Source organism: Flavobacterium psychrotolerans (genome assembly GCF_003097635.1).
GTDB lineage: Bacteria > Bacteroidota > Bacteroidia > Flavobacteriales > Flavobacteriaceae > Flavobacterium > Flavobacterium psychrotolerans.
This window is the reverse complement of the sequence record NZ_QCZI01000002.1, coordinates 162,643-182,813: the sequence shown is the minus strand read 5'-3', so window position 1 is coordinate 182,813 and position 20,171 is coordinate 162,643. Positions and strand designations below refer to the sequence as shown.

At 35.3% G+C, this 20,171-nt stretch carries 17 protein-coding genes; 10 read left to right on the top strand and 7 right to left on the bottom strand.

All coding sequences use genetic code 11. The features are described from left to right. The first annotated feature begins 49 nt into the window (after nt 1-49). A complete protein-coding gene (locus DB895_RS02650; protein WP_116723798.1) occupies nt 50-424 on the top strand; it encodes a DoxX family membrane protein in 375 nt (124 codons plus the stop codon). Nucleotides 425-490: 66 nt separating this feature from the next. Here the strand turns inward: DB895_RS02650 and mtgA are convergent, their stop codons facing one another. The 3 genes from mtgA to DB895_RS02635 form a co-directional block, all read right to left on the bottom strand. Next, on the bottom strand, nt 491-1,171 hold the full coding sequence (gene mtgA / locus DB895_RS02645; RefSeq protein WP_116723797.1) for a monofunctional biosynthetic peptidoglycan transglycosylase: 681 nt from the start codon (nt 1,169-1,171) through the stop codon (nt 491-493). A gap of 337 nt (nt 1,172-1,508) precedes the next feature. Continuing rightward, nucleotides 1,509-2,900 carry a DUF5689 domain-containing protein gene (locus DB895_RS02640; protein ID WP_208012126.1) on the bottom strand — a complete coding sequence of 464 codons (1,392 nt, stop codon included), beginning with the start codon at nt 2,898-2,900 and terminating at the stop codon, nt 1,509-1,511. A gap of 11 nt (nt 2,901-2,911) precedes the next feature. Beyond that, complete coding sequence (locus DB895_RS02635) at nt 2,912-5,677, bottom strand: carboxypeptidase-like regulatory domain-containing protein (protein ID WP_116723796.1); 2,766 nt, start codon at nt 5,675-5,677, stop codon at nt 2,912-2,914. A 138-nt stretch (nt 5,678-5,815) separates the two neighbouring features. Between DB895_RS02635 and DB895_RS02630 the strand changes: the two genes are divergently transcribed. The 3 genes from DB895_RS02630 to amaB all read left to right on the top strand — a co-directional run bounded on the left by DB895_RS02630 (nt 5,816) and on the right by amaB (nt 9,911). Continuing rightward, a complete protein-coding gene (locus DB895_RS02630; RefSeq protein WP_116723795.1) occupies nt 5,816-6,925 on the top strand; it encodes an endonuclease/exonuclease/phosphatase family protein in 1,110 nt (369 codons plus the stop codon). 306 nt (nt 6,926-7,231) lie between these two features. Further along, on the top strand, nt 7,232-8,158 hold the full coding sequence (locus DB895_RS02625) for a magnesium transporter CorA family protein (RefSeq protein ID WP_116723794.1): 927 nt from the start codon (nt 7,232-7,234) through the stop codon (nt 8,156-8,158). Between the two features lie 199 nt (nt 8,159-8,357). Next, nucleotides 8,358-9,911 carry an L-piperidine-6-carboxylate dehydrogenase gene (gene amaB / locus DB895_RS02620; RefSeq protein ID WP_116723793.1) on the top strand — a complete coding sequence of 518 codons (1,554 nt, stop codon included), beginning with the start codon at nt 8,358-8,360 and terminating at the stop codon, nt 9,909-9,911. 97 nt (nt 9,912-10,008) lie between these two features. Here the strand turns inward: amaB and DB895_RS02615 are convergent, their stop codons facing one another. From DB895_RS02615 to DB895_RS02600, 4 genes are read right to left on the bottom strand one after another with little or no spacing between them, the layout of a single operon-like run. After that, a complete protein-coding gene (locus DB895_RS02615; RefSeq protein WP_116723792.1) occupies nt 10,009-10,506 on the bottom strand; it encodes a DUF6646 family protein in 498 nt (165 codons plus the stop codon). Between the two features lie 42 nt (nt 10,507-10,548). Continuing rightward, entirely contained in the window at nt 10,549-11,274 is a 726-nt protein-coding gene (locus tag DB895_RS02610) for a metallophosphoesterase family protein (RefSeq protein ID WP_116723791.1), read from the bottom strand. A 15-nt stretch (nt 11,275-11,289) separates the two neighbouring features. Next, entirely contained in the window at nt 11,290-12,429 is a 1,140-nt protein-coding gene (locus DB895_RS02605) for an ATP-binding protein (protein ID WP_116723790.1), read from the bottom strand. 56 nt (nt 12,430-12,485) lie between these two features. After that, nucleotides 12,486-13,358 carry an aldo/keto reductase gene (locus DB895_RS02600; RefSeq protein WP_116723789.1) on the bottom strand — a complete coding sequence of 291 codons (873 nt, stop codon included), beginning with the start codon at nt 13,356-13,358 and terminating at the stop codon, nt 12,486-12,488. Between the two features lie 222 nt (nt 13,359-13,580). On the opposite strand from DB895_RS02600, the gene DB895_RS02595 reads away from it, so the two are divergent. The 6 genes from DB895_RS02595 to DB895_RS02570 all read left to right on the top strand — a co-directional run bounded on the left by DB895_RS02595 (nt 13,581) and on the right by DB895_RS02570 (nt 20,143). Continuing rightward, nucleotides 13,581-14,585, top strand: coding sequence for an AAA family ATPase (locus tag DB895_RS02595; RefSeq protein ID WP_116723868.1), 1,005 nt, complete (start codon nt 13,581-13,583; stop codon nt 14,583-14,585). Nucleotides 14,586-14,692: 107 nt separating this feature from the next. Then, nucleotides 14,693-15,556, top strand: coding sequence for a DUF58 domain-containing protein (locus tag DB895_RS02590; RefSeq protein ID WP_116723788.1), 864 nt, complete (start codon nt 14,693-14,695; stop codon nt 15,554-15,556). Nucleotides 15,557-15,720: 164 nt separating this feature from the next. After that, nucleotides 15,721-17,349: a hypothetical protein gene (locus DB895_RS02585; protein ID WP_116723787.1), complete on the top strand. Its 1,629-nt coding sequence runs from the start codon at nt 15,721-15,723 to the stop codon at nt 17,347-17,349. Continuing rightward, entirely contained in the window at nt 17,349-18,350 is a 1,002-nt protein-coding gene (locus DB895_RS02580; RefSeq protein ID WP_116723786.1) for a vWA domain-containing protein, read from the top strand. The genes DB895_RS02585 and DB895_RS02580 overlap by 1 nt, the downstream gene beginning before the upstream one ends. 6 nt (nt 18,351-18,356) lie before the next feature. After that, a complete protein-coding gene (locus DB895_RS02575) occupies nt 18,357-19,394 on the top strand; it encodes a VWA domain-containing protein (RefSeq protein WP_116723785.1) in 1,038 nt (345 codons plus the stop codon). Next, complete coding sequence (locus DB895_RS02570; protein ID WP_116723784.1) at nt 19,394-20,143, top strand: tetratricopeptide repeat protein; 750 nt, start codon at nt 19,394-19,396, stop codon at nt 20,141-20,143. Before DB895_RS02575 ends, DB895_RS02570 begins: the two co-directional genes overlap by 1 nt. Nucleotides 20,144-20,171: the final 28 nt, after the last annotated feature.

Sequence of the window (20,171 nt, the reverse complement as noted above, 5' to 3'; positions counted from 1 at the left end):
ATTTAGGTATAAGTTTAAAATAATTAACTAACAATCTAAATCAAATCACATGAATTCACAATTTACTTTACTCGTAAGAATAGTATTAGGGACTGTGCTCATTGTTTTTGGAAGTAACAGTTTTTTACATTTCATCCCGTTACCAACTCCAACTGGTGCGGCTGCAGATTTTATTAAATTATTGAGCGCCACAAAATATATCTTTCCAGTTGTGGGTATTTTGGAAGTATTTATTGGAATTATGTTGCTCTTAAAAAAAGGGGTTCCTTTTTTTATATTGGTATTGGCTCCTATTTCAATTAATATCTTGCTTTTTTATCTATTATTAGATTTTCCAGGGGTGAGCGCAGCTTTAATAATTGCATTGTTAAATGCGATATTGATTTATAAATATTGGAAACGGTATTCCCCGCTTTTTTTATAATATTCTCAAATGATTTGAAACAAATGGGATATTAATGACTAATGGAGTTTTGAAATTTACCGGAAATTAGTAGTCTAATTTTCCTATATATTTCATTTGTTTTACAATTCGATCTTTTCGCCTATTTATAAAGGTAGTCGAATTCGTGGCTTTAAATTTTCTTGGATTTGGAAGAATTGCGGCAATTCCCGCAGCTTCCTGTTTCGTTAATTCGGAGGCGTTTTTCCGATACCAATAGTGTGAAGCTGCTTCTGCACCATAAACACCATCGCCCATTTCTATGCTGTTGAGGTAGACCTCCATGATACGTTCTTTTCCCCAAACTAATTCAATCAAAACGGTAAAATAGGCTTCTAACCCTTTACGGAGATAACTTCTTCCTTGCCAAAGAAATACGTTTTTGGCTGTTTGTTGCGATATTGTACTACCGCCTTTCAGCTTTTTACCTTTTTCGTTGTTTTTCATTGCTTTTTCAATGGCATTAAAATCGAAACCACTGTGTTTTAGGAAAGTTGCATCCTCACTAATAATTACCGCTTTCTGTAAATTTAAGGATATTTTCTCTAAAGGTTCCCAATCATGGCTGCATATCATGTCTTTCCCTTCTGATACATTTTCAATGGAACGAATAACCATTAACGGCGTTAAAGGAACGGGTATATATTTAAAAATGACAACACCCAAAACGGATAGGGCAAAAAACCATAGTAGAATTTTGGATAAAAAACGAAGTGTTTTTCTCAACATATTAAGTTTGTTTAATCGTTCTATTTCGTTCTGTCCTCAATATACCCAATCTAGGAAAAAAGATTACAGAAACGGCATTTACGCTTCTCTGGAGCCCAAATTTACTATTATGATCTTCATATTTAAACCCGGTCACACAAAATTACTTTTTTTATTCTATTTTGAATGTTTTCTGTGAGGACTAATTTTATTCCCAACCTTTATTCCGAGAATTTATCCATTTACCAATACAATTGATTTAGAATAATGTCAAATTAGTAATTGAGATAATTAGGAAATTTTTAGGTACAAAAAAAGAGGCTATAAAGCCTCTTTAATAGTTTGAAAACAATAAAAATTAGTTTATCGTAATGTCATCCAATTGTATTGTTGTAGTCACCGTAGGTGTCCCAGAATATTGGAATACGAAGAATCCAGTACCTGTTAAACTTGCTGGAATAGAATATGTTCCTGCACTTGAGAAAGAATTATCCGATGAGCCGGAAGCCGGATATACCAAGCTGAATGAGGATGTAATGTCTGTGAATTTAGTCACGTCTATTGGTCCGTTTGGTGCATAATTGTCGGACGTTACATAAAACACTTTTAAAACTTCACCAGCATTATAACGAATTTCTTTTTTGAAAGTAAAAGTGTTGGCTGCTGTGAAATCAACGGGAACTAAGAAATAGCTTTTTGCAATTACACCACCACCACCAAAAGAGGTCATTTCGATATATTTATTTCCAGTTCCTGTAGGGAATTGCTTTAATGCCCAATATCTATTGCCAACCGTTTGATCGTTTATAAATTTAGGGAACACCTTATCACCTACTGAATAACTTTCAAACGACTCTGTTAATGATCCTGTGAACTGAAGTGCTGGATCCACAGGAGGTGAAACTCTAGGGCTTTCCATTTTTACGTCTCTTTCGGTTCTCATAATGATTTGATAACCTGTGCCATATTTAGTCAATACGCCTCTTATTTTTCCATGTCCTCTTGGAACTTTATACCCTGCAAAATTAGCGTATCGGCTTACTCTCACATCTAATTCAATAGATCCTTTAACTCCGCTATTGATAATAGTGCTTGAATCAGAGTTATCTGTCCTGTCAGTATCGTATGTACCTCCAGCTGTCGCGTCACTAAATTGCACGTCATCTATTTCAACAAGGGTATTTAAATAGATATCCTTTTTTACTTCAGATAGTGATAAATGTTTTACAATAGCATCTTCACTAACCACATCGCATGATGGAATAATATATTGCTTATAGGTTAATTCTGAAAGTCTGTCAACAGCAAATTTATCTGTTGGTGGCGCACCAAATATTAAGCCTATTCCAAAACTAGTAGGATTAGCAAAAGCCAAACCTTTAAGTTTCAAGAATACTTTTTTACCAGGTTGTAAATTTTTGGCGTATACATTCCCTTCATTTATAGAAAAGTTGAATCCTTTAGACCCATCAAGAGGCTGTAAATACATGCTTTTGAAAAAATTTCCTCCCTCATCACTTGATATTACATAGGCTTCTATAATGTCATCCTCTGTATAAGTTGGTGAATTTGCGGGTGTACCCGTAGGGTTTTTTGCAATAGCATAAATATCTTTTACTTCTTTTGTTGCTATCAATCCAGGATTGACACAATCTGCAACAATCGGATTAGCATATTCTTCTTTTACGCAGCTTGAAAACAAGCTAATCATAGCAGAAACTAATAAAACATTTTTGATTTTATTTTTCATAACTTTATTTTTTAAAAGGTTAAATATATGTTTGCCATATACGTTCTTCCGTAACCGTAGAAGTATTTAGGTGCAAAAGCACTAGCTCCCCCACTTTGATGATCTTCGTAATCTTGTTTGTAAGATGAATTTCTAGACTGTTCAAATCCACCTGTTTTGTATGTAACGTCTAAAACGTTGTTGATGTTGGCGAAAAGACCCAATGTATATTTATGGGCAATTTTCCAAGATTTCCCACCTACTAAATTAACCAATGCAAAAGCTTTGAATTTTTCTTGTTTCAAATAGCTGTTGGCTAATGTTTGATCTACGGTTATACTTGGATTATTTAAAGGATCATAATAGTTATCTGTTCTTCTAATTGTTGATACATCTATGTAATTATCGGAAAGATAATTGTAATTGGCTCCAATCCACCAAAACTTAGGGTCTCTATATTCAATTCCACCAGAATAGGCTTGTTGTGGCATTCCGGATTGTTTGTATCCGGCTAAATGAGCTTTTTGCGGTTGAAGGTTTAACAATCCTGCATCATCTTTAACACTAACCGTTGGGTCATTTGTAAAAGTATATTCGCCATAAGCCGCCACTCCAGTAAGTTTAATAGTAGAAGTTAATTGATATTCAAGTCCTACTTCACCACCTCTGTTTCTCTTGTTTATACCTGTTACAACTTCAGATACAAATGCATTTATTCCCCCAAGACCATCTCCGTAATAGAAATTGATGTCTGTTGAGTTTAATGTTTCAGAAAAATACCCTGTAAATCTCGCTTTGAAACTTGGGGCTTTAATGATATAACTTAAATCTACACTTTTAATGGTTTCATTAGTGATGTTTGGCGTGATGTCATTATTTAAACGAGCATTAGCGAAAACGTCTTTAGTATTTGGGGCTTTTGACATATAGATACCATTAAAGTCAATAAATTGTCTTCCGGTAATTTTATAAGTTGCACCACCTTTAAATCCGAAATTGTCAAAAATCGTTTTTTCACTTTTCCCGAATGAACTGGTTGGATAGTAACCGTTTTTATACAATCCCTCTCTTTGGTATGCAGAACGGGAAAATGTTTGTGCCAAATAAAAATCGATTTTTTTGTATACGAATTTGAATTGGGTAAAAGCATCTAATTTAGTGGCATCAATATTATAATTGTAACCAAATTTATTTCCAACTACAACAGATCTAAATGGATTATTCAAATCGGCTTGTTGTTGATCCTGAGTTATTCCAAAAGTAGAAACATCAACAAAATGATCCCCTCCTAAAAGATCTAGCATATTTTTGAAATTCTTAGTTCTAGAATTCAAATAATTTACACCTGCATTCATGAAGATATTATCAGACAGTTTACTTGATAAATTAGAATTTACAGTAGCAATGTTTTCGTCATTTCTGTCTTCATACAAAACAAATCGGCTTCCGTTTGCGATATTTTCACCATTTACACGGTACATGCTACTCCAATCTAATTGTTTGTTGGCTAAAAAGGCCTCTTTTAAAACTCCTGCTTCTGCAATATTTTCAGGAGTATTTCCTAAATAAACACCAGCACTTGAAAATTCATTTAATACATAACTTGGTAATTTTCTGTAATAAGTAGGGTCTGGATTGTCAGATTTCGTATAATCAATACGGCTATTTCCTATTTGTCCAATTTGATATGATGCGGTTGTGTTGATATTGGTTTTAGAATTCACTTTCCAATAATGGGTCAACATCAATAATGGTTCTTCCGTTTTTTTTACTCTAGAATTTCTTCTTCTACCACCTTGTTCACCCCAATACGAATTGTATTTAAGGCCCGCTAAGTCGGTTTGCTCTTGAGTATTTGGTGAGTTTTTACCTCTTTTATTTTGAGCGTAAATTGAAGTAAAGTTCAAACTGTGTTTTTCGTTAAATTTTTTCTCCACACTGGCAAACAATGAATTTGCGCTATAATTAGTACCTTCATAAAAGCCTTCTTGCGCCCATCTTCTACCCGCTGAAATTACATAAGCCCAACCGTCCTTATTCATTCCGGAAGCCATGGTACCCATAGTTCTAAAACTATAATTAGTATTTGTATTTAGGAAAGAAAGTCTTGTCCCCGGTCTGTAAATGGAGGCTCTGGTATTGATTTCTTGAGTTCCTGCAATTCCCCCAAATACATAATCAGAAGCAGCCGAACCATTGGTGAATTCTTGGTTTCTGGTGGCGTCATTTAATCCGCCCCAATCACCATACTGTGGTCTACCATCCCCAATGCGGTTCATAGAAATTCCGTTAATCATAACATTAGAGTATTCATTGTCAATTCCTCTAACGCTAAAACGAGCCTGTCCAAAATTGTAGGCAGCTGCTTGTAAAAAGGTGTCGCGAGAAGATTGCAGTAAGCTACTGGTGCTTTCAGAGCTATTGCTTTCGTCTCCTAGATCACTTTCGGTAATTGCGATTAAACTGGTTTGTTGTTCCTGAGTAATGTCCTCTTGCATAACCACAACTCCTAAATCGAGCATTTTACCAGAAACAACTTCAATTTGAAGCAACTGGTCTTTATAACCTTGTGTTCTAATTTGTAATAATTGTTTTCCTACAATAGCATCTTTGAAGGAAAATTTCCCAGTAACATCTGTCAATTGGGTTAAATTGGTGTTTTGAATCGATGCAACAACGTCCTGTAATGGTTTTTGTGTTTTAGAATCAATCACTTTACCAGAAATTCCAGTAACAGTTTGAGCAAAAACAAAACACACTTGCATTACAAATAATGTACTAATAACAAGCTTTTTCATAAATTAAATTTAGTTAATTCGTCTTTTTTTTAAAGAATAATCATTTCTTAACGAATGCAAATGTACATTATTAATTAATATTATTTACTTTTGCTCTCAAGTTTGTGTTAAACTTGATAATAAATTAATATATCGCTTATGAAAATTAAACAAAGTATTGCATTTTTCTTATTACTGGTTGTAATATTAAATGCTAATGCGCAACAAAAAAAATTCCAAGTGCACACTGTTGCATTTTACAATTTCGAAAATCTTTTCGATACCATCAACAATCCGAACAATGACGAGGAATGGACTCCAACAGGAGCACAACATTGGACCTCTGAAAAGTACAAACAAAAAATACAAAATCTTGCTCGGGTCTTATCTCAAATCGGGACAGGTGAAAACCCAAACTCTCCAACCCTTATTGGCGGATCGGAAATTGAGAACCGAGGTGTTCTGGAAGATTTAGTTAAAGATCCTCAATTAATCAATAGTGATTATGGTATTGTACATTTCGATTCTCCGGACAAAAGAGGGATAGATGTGGCTTTATTGTATCAAAAAAAGCATTTTCAACCTACAAGCTATATCAATATTCCGCTGTTAATTTATAGAAAAGATTCAAAAGCAAAAGAAAAAGATTCAAAAGAAACTGCCGAAGATAAAGCCGACAATGATAAAATTGTTGTTGACGCAAAAGAACGGGTTTATACGAGGGACATTTTGCTTGTAACCGGTTTTCTGGATGGTGATGAAGTTAATGTAATGGTAAACCACTGGCCATCTCGATCTGGCGGAGAAAAAAAGAGTAGCCCGTTTCGGGAAGAAGCCGGAAGATTAGACAGAAAAATAATGGACTCTATCTATAAGTCAAATCCAAACGCCAAAATCATCAATATGGGCGATTTGAATGATGGGACTTACAATAAAAGTGTTAAAGAAGGTGTTGGTGCAAAACTAAAGAAATCGGAAGTTAAAGAATTTGGAGTTTATAATCCTTTTGAGGAAATGGCAAGAAAAGGGAATGCTTCCTTATTCTACCGTGATGCAGGAGATATTTTTGACCAAATCATGGTTTCTGAAACGTTAATCAAAACCGATTATTCGTCTTTTCGCTATTGGAAAGCAGGAATCTACAACAAGCCTTTCATGATTACTACCACTGGACAATATAAAGGGTATCCACTTCGACATACTGCAAATGAAGTTGGTTTTAGTGATCACTTCCCAGTTTATATTTACCTGATAAAAGAGGTTAAATAAGTAAGAGCAATAAAAAGGTTAGTTAACACTAACCTTTTTTATTTTGTTTAAATTAGTCAATATCATTTTATCTGGAATAATCAAAATTGGGATTATTTTAGAATAAGTTATTCGCATGAATATGGGAAGGTATGCGTAAATCTAGGAAAGAAATAAATTCAATTTTTTGTGCTTAAAAGTTATACTTTTGCATAAAAATAAATTATCCGAAAAATGGACGATTATTATTCGAGGAGAATTAAAAACAGGTAGAAAAAGCGTTTGATTTTTTGCAATCGCTATTTCTAATTAATAGCGTATTGCACAATGATAACTTTTTACAAAAACCAAAATGGTTTAATTCAAACCGAAACTCAGGAAAACAACAGTTGGATCAATGTAGTTTGCCCAAACAAACAAGAAACTAATTTTCTACTCAAAGAACTGCAAATTCCGGAAGCCTTTTATAGTGATATTGAGGATATTGACGAACGCCCCAGAATTGAATTTGAAAACGGATGGTATTTAATTGTTTTACGAATACCATTTAAAAGTAAAGATCCAAAACTGCCTTTCAATACAGCTCCCTTAGGGTTAATGTTTAAAGACGATGTGTTTGTTTCACTCTGTTTTCATCAAACGGATATCCTTTCCGATTTTGTTTTATATACCAAACGCAAAAAAATAACCATAGACAATCATTTTGACTTGGTATTAAAATTGTTGCTTTCTTCCAGCATCTGGTTCTTAAAATATCTGAAACAAATCAACCAACGGATCAAATCAGCCGAGGACAATTTAGAAGAATCCATCAAAAATGAAGAACTTCAAGCCTTGTGGCAAATAGAAAAATGTCTCGTGTTTTTTGTCACCTCATTAAAAGGGAATGATGTTTTATTCCGTAGGATTAAAAATTTAAAAGACCATAAAGACACTTTTGATCCTGAACTGCTCGAAGATGTAGAAATAGAGTTAAGACAAGCCGAAGAGACCACAAATATCTACAGTAACATCTTAACGGGAATGATGGACGCCTATGCTTCGGTTATTTCAAACAATTTGAACGTGATTATGAAACGGCTAACTTCAATATCCATAATCTTGATGATACCAACATTAATTGCCAGTTTGTATGGTATGAATGTTCCGAACAATTTAGAGGAAAATCATTTTGGTTTTTGGATTGTTTTGCTAATTTCCCTCTTAATCTCTATCTCGGGGGTATTTCTGTTCAAGAAAAAGAATCTTTTTTAATTCAATTGGGAGCTTTCCCCGCTGTCCGTTTTTCAACGCTAAAAGGCGTGGGATGCCTCTACCACCATCTGTCGGCAGACAGGTCGGGCAATAAATAAAATCAAACATTTAGCGTAATTTTATTAGACATTAGTTTTCTATTTGACGTTTAAACAATATCTTTACAATAAATATAACAATTATCATCAAAAAAGTTACAATGATAACAATAGCGCAACAATTTGGCATAACCGAAGCCTTGAAACAACTTGGCGTAAAAGCAATAAACGAAGGTACATCAACAGGGCAAAACCATTTTTCAAATGGGGAAATCATGGAAAGTTTTTCACCAGTTGACGGACAATTAATCGCAACGGTAAAAACATCAACTGCCGCCGATTATGAAAAGGTAATGCAAACGGCAACTGAGGCTTTCAAAACGTTTCGATTAATGCCAGCGCCGCAACGCGGAGAAATTGTGCGCCAGTTTGGTGAAAAATTGCGTAAAAACAAAGAAGCCTTAGGGAAATTGGTTTCCTACGAAATGGGAAAATCCCTGCAAGAAGGATATGGCGAAGTACAGGAAATGATAGACATCTGCGATTTTGCAGTTGGTCTATCCCGTCAATTGCACGGCCTAACCATGCACTCGGAACGACCTGGACATAGAATGTACGAACAATACCACCCGCTGGGAGTTGTCGGAATAATTTCGGCATTTAATTTCCCCGTGGCCGTATGGGCTTGGAATACGGCTTTGGCTTGGATTTCTGGAGACGTTTGCGTTTGGAAACCATCGGAAAAAACGCCTCTTTGTGGTGTTGCCTGCCAAAACATTATTGCTGAAGTTATCAAAGAGAACAATCTTCCCGAAGGAATTTCTTGTTTGATTAACGGCGATTATAAAATAGGAGAATTATTGACCAACGACAAACGAGTTCCTTTAATTTCCGCTACAGGTTCCACCCGAATGGGGAAAATCGTGGCACAGGCCGTTGCAGGTCGTTTGGGAAAATCGTTGTTAGAATTAGGAGGCAACAACGCTATTATTGTAACGCCCGATGCTGACATTAAAATGACCGTTATTGGAGCCGTTTTTGGAGCTGTGGGAACTGCCGGACAGCGTTGTACTTCAACCCGTCGATTAATTATTCACGAAAGTATTTACGACAAAGTAAAAGATGCCTTAGTATTGGCTTATGGACAATTGAAAATTGGAAATCCGTTAGACCAGAACAATCACGTTGGGCCTTTAATTGATGTACATGCTGTTAAAATGTACACTAATGCTTTGGAAAAAGTAGTTGCCCAAGGCGGGAAAATTTTGGTGGAAGGCGGCGTTCTTTCTGGCGAAGGCTATGAAAGTGGTTGCTATGTAAAACCAGCTATTGCCGAGGCTAATAATTCATTCGAAATCGTGCAACATGAAACCTTTGCTCCCGTTTTATATTTACTGAAATATTCGGGTTCAGTTGAAAATGCCTTAGAGGTTCAGAATGGAGTGGCTCAAGGATTGTCATCGGCAATTATGACCAATAATTTACGTGAAGCCGAACTGTTTTTATCGGTTGTTGGTTCCGATTGTGGAATTGCCAATGTGAATATTGGAACTTCCGGAGCTGAAATTGGAGGCGCTTTTGGCGGAGAAAAAGAAACGGGTGGCGGACGTGAATCAGGTTCCGATGCATGGAAAATCTATATGAGAAGACAAACAAATACCATTAATTACACCACGAGTTTGCCATTGGCACAAGGAATAAAATTCGATTTGTAAAAATCCAATTTGTTTTTAATAAAAAAGACAATTTGAAAGTTTAATTTTCAAATTGTCTTTTTTTATATAATCCTAGTATTATCAGCTAAAAACGGTATTACAAGTTAAATGAAACTCCAGCATTAACTATAAATTGGTTGTTGTAATGATCAAAACCAGTTAAATGAGTATCGTATTTAGCAATAGGAATTCCAGCTTCGGTAAAAACACCAAAACCTTCCGTAAAGAAATAACGGAATCCTAAGTGACCTCCAAAATTTTTCAACCCTAAATCCAAACCAGGGTATATATCCATCTTTGGATCTAGTTTAAGGACGTTTCCTAAATTGGCATTAAATCGCACTTTTACATCTATTCTGTCTCCAAATTTTGGTTTTTCTCCCAAAATATTTTCTTGAACAGACAATAAATATGTTCCAGTAAAACCATAAGACATGTTTTCTCCAAGTCCAAAATCTACTGAGGTGTGAATTCCAGTTGCGCCATCTTGAAAATTAGCGCCAACTTGCCCTTTAATGTCTCCATTCCCTTTGTATGCTTGTGCATTTACAAATCCGGCAGAAACTACAAATAATAATGTAATAATTTTTTTCATGGTGTATAATTTAAAATGTGGGCAAATGTAATAATTTTCAATCTAATTCCGACCTTTTTCATTTGGGTATAAATGAGGTAAAGGTTCGCTTTGCCAAAATTCTTTACTGTCGATATCCATAATGGTTAATGGGCCTGCAAATGCCGCACCTGTATCTAGATTCCAAACGGTTGCCATTTGTACCGGAATGGTTTTCCCAATTCGTGTTACGGGCGTGTGGCCGATGTAGATTTCTTTATATAATGTAAATCGTTTCGGATAGGTTAAATCGTTGGTTTTTATGTTTTTATCTAATGCTAAAGCCGTTTCCCATAACGTTCTGTCCCAATAAAACAATTCGGGAAAATATTCAAAATCAATGCCATTCATATTGGTGAATCCAGCGTGAACAAATAACCGGTTTTTTTCGTCGAGATAGTGATTTGATAATGATTTCAAAAATTTGATGTGTTTTTTCTTTGTCTCATCATCGACTTTTGCATAGGCTAACACAGTGGCTTCGCCTCCATGTTTGTACCACAACAGGTTGTCTTTGCTTTCATGGAGCCAAGAAAGTAAAAGATCATCGTGATTGCCACGGATGAAAACACAGTTTTGTTTTTTATCTAATTCAATTAAAAAATCTATAACCTGTGGTGATTGGCTCCAGCCATCTACATAATCTCCCAGAAAAATTAAGGTATCTTTTTGGGTCACATTAGCTCTTTCCAAAATTTGATGTAACGCACGCAAGCCTCCGTGTATGTCACCAATAATAAGTGTTCTCATTTATATTCAATATTTTTATTGCACATCGTATTTCATTTTCCTTAAAATCCGAAACGCTTCTTTAAAGGACAAATATACTTGTGGAAAAGGTTTTAATAGCAATTTCGCATCTATTAGTTTTTGTTTTGCATCTTCAAAACCGTTGAGGTAGCAAATCATAAAAGTCGATGGCAGGTTTTCTAAATCTTTATATTCCGTATCAGATAAGGAATGCTCTTTTTGAAGTTTTTTCAGCAATGCAATGTTGGAATTGTAAATGTGAAAAAGCATCTTCATGTTGAATTCGGGTGGTTGAAAAAGTATTTCATGGTCTATTTTATAATACCCATTTTCATAAAAACGAATGGTTTGTTTTTCTAGCGGATAGTAGCTTGTTTTGTCATTCAATCCCAAGGGGACATATTCAATAATTGTAAAAGTATCCTCGTCAAAATTGATGGATACTACATCCTGAGCAGAATAAAACAGTTTGATTTGTTCGTTTATTAACTCAATATCTACCCGAGACAAGTATGTTTTATCGTGGACTTTTTTAGGAATTCCGGCCCAGCATATCACGAACAATTCTTTAAAAACCTTATATTTTGGCGCCATATCTTTGTGCCGAAAATTCATGAAATCAATCACACCGTCTAAAGTGTACTCTATACTATTTCTGGAATTGTTTTCAATACCAATGACGGTTTCTGTATTTTGATAATTTTTCTCAAATTCAGTTTCAATGGGTACGGTATTACTTCCTCGCCTTATAAATATACTATTGGCTGGAATTGTATGGATGCCTTTTTTGAAATACGAGGTTGTGTTTTTAGCTTTTATGGTAACCAGACCTATTACTTTGTCTTTTGGTAAACTAGGGAACGGTACATTTTCGTATTGAATCTTTGGCGGAAATTCCAAATAAGCATTCACTAAATTCTGAATCCGACTGTCGTCAAAAAAATCGTCGCCAACAATTTCATTATCATAGTCTTCTACACCTACGACAATATAAGAATTGTTTGTTGGATTAGAATTTGATAGGGCGCAAATGTGCTTTAAAAATTTTGCCTTTCCCTCTCGGGTATGCAAATTTAACTGGCGTTTTTTATCATAAAAGCTGCATTCATCATTGTGAGCTAGCAGGTTTTTAATTAAAAGGCGTTTGTTAATCATTTTTTATAATCGTTACCCAAGCTATAATGGCGAATTAGTGAAGAAATTTGAAATTTTTAAGGCACGTTTTCACCCATACTTTCGGTCCAAATGGCAAACCAATCTTCTTTGTCCAGTTGCAATTCGGCAGCTTTCATCAAGGATTGGATTCGGGCTATGTTTACAGTCCCTGCTATTGGAATTATTTTTGCGGGATGTTGCAAAATCCAAGACAGTAAAATAGAATCGGCGCCCAAATGGTATTTTTCTACCAGTTGGGCCAGTAATTTTTTTAATCTTCGGGTTTGCTCGATATCTTCTCTAAAAACTGTTCCAAGAGGATTCCATGACATGGGCCTGATATTATGTATTTGCATATAATCCAAACTTCCGTCTACCATGGCTTCATAATGCGTTGCAGAAAATTGCACTTGATTGTAGCTGATTTCCGTTTTTTGCCGAATCAATTCAGTTTGTGATGGTGTAAAATTTGAAAGCCCGAAGTCTAAAATTTTCCCTTCAGTTTTTAGTTTCGATATCGCTTCGGCAATCTCATCGGCCTGCATCAATGGACTTGGTCGATGTAACAAAAGCACATCTAAATAATCCGTTTGCAAATTTTTCAATGAATTTTCAACAGACCAAATAATGTAGCTTTTGGAATAATCGTAATGCTTGATTTTGTTGTTTCTGTTTTCTGAAATATGCTGAATCCCACATTTCGAAATCAATTGCATTTTTTCTCTAGCAATCTTACTTGAGGCAAAGGCTTTTCCAAAATCAGATTCAGTGGTATAGGAACCGTAAATGTCGGCGTGATCAAAAGTGGTGATTTTGTTTTCTAAACAGATATGAATCATGTTTTCCATCTCTTTCGTCGTGAGATTCTTATCCCAAATTCCCCAGTTCATAGTGCCGGCAATAATGGGCGATACAGTTGTTTTATTCATGGCTTATTTTTCTTTATTTCCCCAATTGATATGAGGCGTGAATCCTTGATTTTTTAGTATTTGTTTTGAGTTCTTAAAAATAAGAAAAAACAATCATAAATCACCCTTAAAATTCAGCCTTTAAGACAAGTTTTAACCATAATTTAACATCTTACCTCTGATTTTTTTTTCAATTTGCACTCACAAAATTTAACAGTGCAATTCACAGTAATAAAAAAGGAAATGGAAGAAAATACATCGACTCTAGACATTAGAGCTATTAATGAAAAAATTGAAAGAGAAAGTGCTTTTATCGATTTGCTTACCATGGAAATGAACAAGGTAATTGTAGGTCAAAAACACATGATTGAGCGATTGCTAATTGGACTTTTGGGTCAAGGGCACATTTTATTGGAAGGAGTTCCCGGATTAGCAAAAACCTTGGCAATTAATACGCTTTCACAAGCCGTTCATGGAAGTTTTAGTAGAATCCAGTTTACACCCGATTTATTGCCAGCCGATGTCGTGGGAACCATGATATACAACATCAAACAGAACGAATTTTCTATAAAAAAGGGACCTATTTTTGCTAATTTTGTATTGGCAGATGAGATCAATCGTGCTCCGGCCAAAGTGCAATCGGCACTGTTAGAAGCTATGCAGGAAAAACAAGTAACTATTGGAGATACTACTTTTAAACTAGAAAGACCCTTCTTAGTTTTAGCAACTCAAAATCCAATTGAGCAAGAAGGAACTTATCCTTTGCCTGAAGCTCAGGTCGATCGTTTTATGCTAAAAACAGTTATCGATTACCCAAAAATGGACGAGGAGCGCATGGTAATTCGTCAAAACTTAAAAGGAAGTTACGAAAAAGTAAATCAAGTGGTTTCAGTAGAACAAATTCTTAGAGCTCAGGAAGCCGTTCGTGAGGTTTACATGGACGAAAAAATAGAAAAATACATTCTTGACATTATTTTCGCCACTCGTTACCCTGAAAAATACAAATTGGAAAGTTTAAAACCATTAATTAGTTTTGGCTCTTCTCCACGTGGAAGCATCAATTTGGCAAATGCTGCAAAATGCTATGCTTTTATCAAACGTCGCGGATATGTTATTCCAGAAGACGTTCGCGCCGTAGTTCATGATGTGTTGCGACACAGAATTGGATTGACTTATGAGGCAGAAGCAGAAAATATTACTACAGTTGACATTATCAACAAAATCATAAACGAAGTAGAAGTACCGTAAATAAGTTGGCAGTGTTCAGTTTTCAGTAATCAGTTGTCATCTGAACATATAAAGACTTACGAATTAAATAAAACTTTGCGCCTTTGTGCCTTTGTGGTAAGAAAAAAATGGATACAAAAGAGCTTTTAAAAAAAGTACGAAAGATAGAAATCAAAACCCGAAGATTGAGCGATCATATCTTTTCGGGCGAATACCATACGTCATTTAAAGGGCGTGGAATGACTTTCTCCGAAGTGCGTCCTTATCAATATGGTGATGACATTCGTGCCATTGACTGGAATGTTACGGCGCGTTATAACGAAGCACATGTAAAGGTTTTTGAAGAAGAACGAGAGCTTACCATGATGTTGATGGTTGATATTTCGGGTTCCGAAAGTTTTGGGACAAAAAACCAATTCAAAAAAGACATCGTTACCGAGATTGCCGCAACTATGGCTTTTTCGGCTACACAAAACAACGATAAAATTGGGTTGATTTTGTTTTCAGACCAAATCGAATTGTATATTCCACCAAAAAAAGGGCGTTCACATGTGTTGCGTATTATTAGGGAATTGATAGAATTTGAACCTAAAAGCTACAAAACGGACATTGCACAAGCATTAAAATTTTTATCGGGAACCCAGAAAAAGAAGGCTATTGTATTTGTGATTTCAGACTTTATGTCGGGCGATTATGAGCAAACCTTGAAAATCGCTTCCAAAAAACATGATATTACAGGCATTCGGGTTTATGATGTTCGCGAAGAAAAAATGCCAAATGTCGGAATGGTTTCCATGTTGGATGCCGAAACAGGAGAAACCCAACTGATAAATACCGGTTCGAAATCTTTGAGGCTGAATTATGAAAAATACTATCAAGATAATTTAAAATATTTTAAAGAAACATTTAGCAAATCAGGTTCAGGCGTTGTTAACACAAGGGTTGACGAAAGTTATGTTACTAAATTATTGGGGTATTTTAAATCGAGATAAATCCCCTCCCAGCCTCCCCGAAGGGGATGAGTTAGGAAAGGAAATAAAAACCAAAAATTAGAATTCAGTATGACTACTGATTATCAATACAGTAAATAAATTAACAAAAGCATACCAGGCTCGGCTCCCTCTCTTTTGGAGAGGGTTGGGGAGAGGATAATAAAATGAAAATTAAACTTTACTTACTATTACTGCTTTCCACCACCATTTTTGCACAACAAAAACAGGTGGTTACAAGCATTGATACTAACAAAAACAAGATTGGAGCGGAGTTTAAACTAACGCTAAAAACGTCTGTCAATACTTTGTCGAAAGTGGTTTTTCCAAATTCAAAAAACCTTGGGCCATTAGAAGTCATACGATCATATGCGGTTGATACCATAAAAAATAAAGACCGCTATGAGCTAATAAAAAAATACGGACTAACTCAATTTGATAGCGGGAAATATAGCATTCCAAGTGTCAAAGTTTTAATTAACAACAAACCTTTTTTTACAGACAGCATTAAAGTAGAGGTTTCAAATGTTGTGGTGGATACTTTAAAACAAAAAATGTACGACATCAAACCCATTGCCGAAGTTACATCGAGCAAAAGTTGGATTTGGAAATTGTTTTTAATCTTAGTTTTACTTGCCGGAATTGCAGCTTTTGTTTATTGGTGGCTTAAAATTCGTCAGAAGAAAGAAATAGAAGAAGAAATCTTTAAAACTCCAATAGAAAAAGCAACCAGTTTGCTGAATACTTTAGAGAAAAAAGAACTTTGGCAAAAAGGCGAAGTCAAAGCCTATTATAGCGAACTAACCGATATTGCCAGAAACTATATAGAAGAAGCAATTGATATTCCGGCCATGGAAAGTACTACTTCTGAATTGATTGAAGGAATTAGAGTGGCTTCTCTCAAAAAGAAAATGGTACTTTCTCAGGAAACCATCGAGAACCTGGAACGCGTTTTAAAACAAGCCGATTTAGTGAAATTCGCCAAATCAAAACCTTTAGATTTCGAAATTACAGAAGATCGCAAAAAAATAGAAAAGGCAATAATCACGCTTGATAAATCGATTCCAGTAGTTGTAGAAACCGAAGATGATATGTTGCTTAACGAATTGCAGCGTCAAGAACAACTTAAATTGCAATTGAAAAAACAGAGAAAAACTCAAATTATAATGTCTGTCGGAATTGTTGTCACATTAATTTTAGCCGTTTTTTTGTTCCTGATTACGACTAGAGGTTTTGATTATGTAAAGGACAATATTCTGGGAAATCCATCCAAAGAATTGCTGGAAGGCGAATGGATTTATAGCGAATACGGAAACCCAAGCGTGAAAATTGAAACGCCAAAAGTGCTTAAAAGAACTGATTTAACCCAGTCCTTGCCTAAAGACGGAATGGCGCTTATTAAAGAAATGCAATCCTTTGTTTATGGAAGTATTTCAGATAATTTTCAGTTGATTCTTTCTACTATAAAATACAAAAAGGAAGGTGAAATCGATTTGTCAAAATCAATGGAAAGTTCTTTACAAGTTCTAGAATCTCAAGGCGCTCAAAATATGATTGTCAAAAAAGAAGATTTTGAAACCAAAGAAGGCGTAAAAGGAATGAAAGGATTTGGTACTTTTTCTAGAATAGATGGAATCAATAAAACAAGCACCAAATTGTATTATGAAATCTTATTGTTCAGTCAAGAAGGAGGTTTACAACAAATTTTATTCTTGCACGAAGAAGGAGACAAATATGCCAACCAAATATCGGAACGAATTTTAAACTCAGTCGAACTTAAAAAAGCAAGCGAATAATGAAAAACGTCACCTTTTTAAATCCCGAGTTTTTTTGGTTATTTCTTTTAATTCCAGTGGCAATTGCATGGTTATTATGGAAGAGAAATCACCAAGAACCTACATTAAAAATAAGTTCCTTAAAAGGATTTCAAGCTTCAAGTTCTTTTTTGGCCAAATTAAAACCACTTTTAATGGTAATGCGGCTTTTGGCTTTAAGCTCGCTTATTGTTGCCATGGCACGGCCAAGAACGGTTGATGTAAGCAACAAAACCAAAACAACTAAAGGAATTGATATTGTGATGGCAGTAGACGTTTCCGGAAGTATGCTGGCCAAAGATTTAAAGCCCAGCCGAATGGAAGCGCTAAAACGAGTAGCTTCTGATTTTGTGGAAGAACGACCAAACGACCGAATAGGACTTGTTGTTTACGCAGCCGAAGCCTATACTAAATCGCCAGTAACCAGTGATAAAGCAGTTGTGTTAGACGCCATAAATAGCATAAAATACGACAACGTTTTGCAAGACGGAACGGGAATAGGAATGGGATTGACCACGGCCGTAAATCGATTAAAAGACAGCAAAGCCAAAAGCAAAATAATTATTTTATTGACCGATGGGGTAAACAATGCTGGATTTATTGAGCCCGAAACCGCTTCAGATATTGCACAACAATACGGCATAAAAGTATATACCATAGGAATTGGGACTAACGGAACGGCAGAATTCCCTTACGCTATTGCGCCAAACGGTCAGTTTCTTTTTAGAATGATGCCTGTAGAAATTGATGTGAAATTACTGCAAAGCATTGCCCAAAAAACGGGTGGAAAATATTTTAGAGCTACCGGAAACGAAAAATTAGCTCAAATTTATGCCGCTATCAACAAACTCGAAACTACCGAAATTGAAGAATTACGATTCTATGATTATGATGAAAAATTCCGTCCATTTGTTTGGATTGCAGGTTTATTGCTTTTTGCAGAAATTAGTTTACGAAATACAATTTTCAGAAGTTTTATATAAAGAACTATGTACGAATTAGAAGAAAAAGGTTATTTATATCTCTTATTTATTATACCACTTTTGGTAGTTGTTTTTTTGTATATTCAATATTGGAAAAGAAAAAAACAACGAGAGTTTGGAGATGTATTATTGGTAAAAAAATTAAGCCCAGAGAAATCTGTTTTTAAACCCGTTTTAAAATTTATTGTCTTTCTGTTGGCTTTGGTTGCTCTTGTTTTTGGCTTAGTAAATCCAAAAATCGGAACCAAAATGGAAACCGTAAAACGCGAAGGAATTGATATAGTATTTGCTGTCGATGTCTCTAAAAGTATGCTTGCCGAAGACGTTGCGCCAAGCCGATTAGAAAAAAGCAAACAAATTGTTTCCCAAATCATCAATCAATTAGGAAATGACCGAATTGGGATTGTGGCTTATGCCGGAAGTGCTTTTCCCGTATTGCCCATAACAACCGATTATGGTGTTGCCAAAATGTTTCTGCAAAGCATGAATACCACTATGGTTTCCTCCCAAGGAACCTCATTAGACGATGCAATAAAACTGTCAAATACGTATTTTGACAAAGGCAATAAAACAAGTAAATTACTGATTTTGATTTCTGACGGAGAAGATCATTCTGAAGGAGCGGAAGCTGCCGCTGATGAAGCCAATAAAAACGGCATGAAAATCATCACAATAGGCGTTGGAACCGAAAAAGGAGGGCCAATCCCGATGAAACGAAATGGGGTTGTTGAAAGTTTCAAGAGAGACAATAACAACGAGGTGGTAATTACTAAATTGAACCAAGAAAGTTTAATGGCAATCGCAAAGGCCACCAAAGGAGGTTACGTAAACGGGAACAATACCAAAGACGTTTTGGCCTATATTAAAAAAGCCTTAGAAAATATACAGAAAACAGAATTTGAATCCACGCAAATGGCCGATTTTCAATCGCAATTTCAGTGGTTTTTAGGAATCGCCTTTGCCTTGCTGTTTTTGGATATTTTTTTCTTGGAAAGAAAAACCAACTGGATTAAGAAGTTGAATTTATTTAATGAAAAGGAATAATGAAAAATTCAATTATATATGGGGTTTTATTGCTTTCTTTGGCATCATTTGCTCAAGAAAAGGACAAAAACCTGCCTAAAGGCAATGAAGAGTTTGTAGCAAAAAAATATACTGATGCCGAGGCGGATTACCGAATTTCACAGTCTAAGTCGCCAAAAAATGCTATCGCTTCGTATAATTTAGGGAATGCGATTTACATGCAAAATCAAGTTGGAGAGGCGAAATATTCCTATTTAAAAGCGATTGAAAACACAAATGAAAGATCTGAAAAACACCAAGCCTTTCACAATTTAGGGAATGTGTTGATGAAGGAAAAAAATTATACGCAAGCCGTTGAAGCCTATAAAAATGCCTTACGCAACAATCCGGGTGATGAAGAAACACGTTATAATTATGCTTTGGCAAAAAAAATGCTAAAAGAAAATCCGCCTAAAAAAGACGACAAGAAGGATAACAAAAATGATAAAAAGGACGACAAAAAGGATAAGAAAGATAAAGACAAAAAAGACGACAAGAAAGACGGAGACAAGGATAAGAAGGATGATAAAAAAGAGGGCGATAAGAATCCGAAAAACGATAAAGGCAACGATAAACAACAAGGACAACCACAGCCCAAACCTGGTGGAATTTCAAAGGAAAGGTTGCAGAGCCTAATGGATGCAGTGAATAATGAAGAAAAGAAAGTTCAGGATAAAGTAAATGCCCAGAAAGTAAAAGGCAAACCGGTTCAAACAGAAAAAGATTGGTAGTTGTATTTTCAACCCCCATACAAAAATG